Origin of the sequence: Marinitenerispora sediminis, from assembly GCF_003336425.1 — a bacterium.
In the GTDB taxonomy this organism is placed as follows: Bacteria; Actinomycetota; Actinomycetes; order Streptosporangiales; family Streptosporangiaceae; genus Marinitenerispora; species Marinitenerispora sediminis.
The window spans coordinates 1-2,309 of record NZ_QEIO01000285.1 but is presented as its reverse complement, the minus strand read 5'-3'; the positions used below and the strand labels follow the sequence as shown (position 1 = coordinate 2,309).

Genomic DNA, 2,309 nt, shown 5'->3' with positions numbered 1-2,309 from the left:
GGCGGCCCGGCGCCGCGGCAGCGGGGGCGGGCGTATGGGGGATCTCAGCCGACATGTACGGTCAGCTATCATTCGACCACTTATCGTGCCACCTTCCGGCGCCGCGCGGAACCCGTGCAGCCCGTGGATTCCCGCCAGCGTCCGCCCGGGGGCGCGGCCGGCGGCGCTACGCCGGCCGCGGATCCCCAGCACCACCAAGGCCCCGGACAGCGGACAGCGCCGCCGTGCCCTTGCGCGCGACCTCGTGGGCCGCTACCTCGTGCGCTCCCGCCCCGGTCCCGGCGGGCGCGAGGGCGGCGACGTCGCGCGGGGCGGCCTCGGGCGCGTCCGCGCGGGCGCCAGGTCGGTGCCCGCGCGGTGGGCGCGCGGCCGGGTGACCGCGCTCCCGCGCGGCGGCGATCCCCGGCGCGGGGAGCCGGTCCGCCTCCACGGCACAGCCGGCAGCGGCAGGAATCCGGGCGGTGTACGGCAGGGGCGCGGACGGCGCGGCAGCCCCCGACGGTCGCACGCCGATCCGCCGGCCGCCGGCTCGCGCCACTCCCGCCCTCTCAGCGCGGACGCTCGGGCCGGGCCCGCCGGCGTGGTCGTCCCCGCCGCACGAGCGGCACCCGCGGCTCCCGTGGCGGCCCGGGCCGCGCTGCGGCCCCGCCGCGCACCGGCGCCGCGCCTCACCGCCTGAGCATCACGATCGAGGGCAGCGCACCGAACAGCCTGACCTCCAGGAGCTCCTGCGGCCGCAGGCCCGCGGCCTCGGCGTGCACGAGGTGCTCGTCGGGGTGGTGGAGCAGGAGGACCGCCGCGCCCCCGGGGGCCAGCACCCGCCGGACCTCGCGGTAGAAGCGCTCCGGGTGGCCTGCCAGGGCGGCGTACGCCGCCACCTGGCGGCCCCACGGCGGGTTGCTGATGACCCGGTCGACACTGGCGGAGGCGACCGGCATCCGGCCGGCGTCGGCGGCCAGCCAGGCGATCGCCCGGGCCCCGGCGGGGCCGGCCGCGGCCGCGTTGGCGGCGGCGGAGCCCGGGAGGCGGGTGTCGTGGTCCGTGCCGATCAGCCGCACGCCGGGGGCGAGGCCGCCGGTCTCGATCGGGATCGTCCCCGCCCCGCAGCAGGGGTCGATGACACGCATCCCCGGCTCCACTCCGGCCAGCACGGCCATGGCGGCGGCGAGCGGTGGGTGCGTGGTACCGGGCGTCGACGCCTCCTTGTAGGGCCGGCGGTGCAGGGGGCGCTCCGCCACGCGCACCGCCAGCACCGCCTGGGAGCCCTCCACCGTGACGCGGAAGGAGACTCCGCCCTCGGGCGGCGCCGCACCGCCCCGGCGTGAGTGGTACGGCAGTCCGAGCGCGTCGGCCGCCTGCTCCCCCACCGCGTCCTCGATGTCGTACCGGTTGTAGTTGCGCCGACCCAGGAACGAGGCGGCGACCTCGACCCCGGAGGCCGTGTCCGGGCCGCCGCAGGCGCCGCGGACCGCCAGGAGCTCGCGGAGCGGGGCGGAGCGTGCCAGTTCGGTGAACCGCGCGAGGTCGGCCTTCGTGTGCCCGACGCCGTCGACGACCCCGGCCAGCAGGAACAGGTCGTCGACGGTGCGCAGGCCGAGGAGCCGGGGGTCGGGGCGGTCCGCGGCGAACCAGACCTCGCGGTGCCGCAGGCGCCGCACCTCGCCGTGCCCCCGCTCCGCGACCTCGCGCGCGCACACGTCCTCCAGGCCCCGCAACGTCCGCGCCATCAAGCGCACAGCCATCGGTCCTCCGGTCCCCTCCTGCGGCGCGGCGGTGCGACGGTCGCCCCGGGCGGCGGTGCTGCCGGGATCCGTGCCGGTGGCCACCCTACCGGCCTCCGGCGGAGGGGCCCGGCCCGTCAGCCGCGTCGCCACCGCGCGGAGAGCAGGGCGGGCGGCTCGCCCGTCCCACCGGTCCGGGCGCCCAGGGACCCGATCGCCGCGCCCGTGCCGCTGCGCGGTCGCCGCCCCGGATCGCTCCGGGACCCGGAAGGCCGGGAGTGCGGCCGGGCGGGTGCGGGCCGCCGGGACCGCGTGCGCGGACCGGGCGCGGACCGGCGCGGTCGGGGGCCACTCCTGCCTGGTGCGTTGATCCGGGTCCGCCGGGCTCCGGGTCCCCCAGATGAGGGGCGCCGGGCGGTCTCGGCCGCCCGGACCGGGGAGGCCGGGCGCTGGCATGCGGGGCGGAGCTGCCCGCCGGGCCGGCCGCGGCCGCCGGCCCGGGCGGCCTGGCGGTGAACCTGCCGCTCCCCCGGCGGGCGCGCTGCCGGAGGGCTCTCGCACCCCGGGGAGGGGCGGGAGCCCTCCGGC

General features: G+C 80.3%; 1 protein-coding gene. It reads right to left on the bottom strand.

Annotation, left to right across the window (positions count from 1 at the left end):
* Positions 1–668: 668 nt before the first annotated feature.
* Entirely contained in the window at positions 669–1,742 is a 1,074-nt protein-coding gene (locus DEF28_RS26280; protein WP_233515556.1) for a methyltransferase domain-containing protein, read from the bottom strand.
* Positions 1,743–2,309 lie beyond the last annotated feature (567 nt).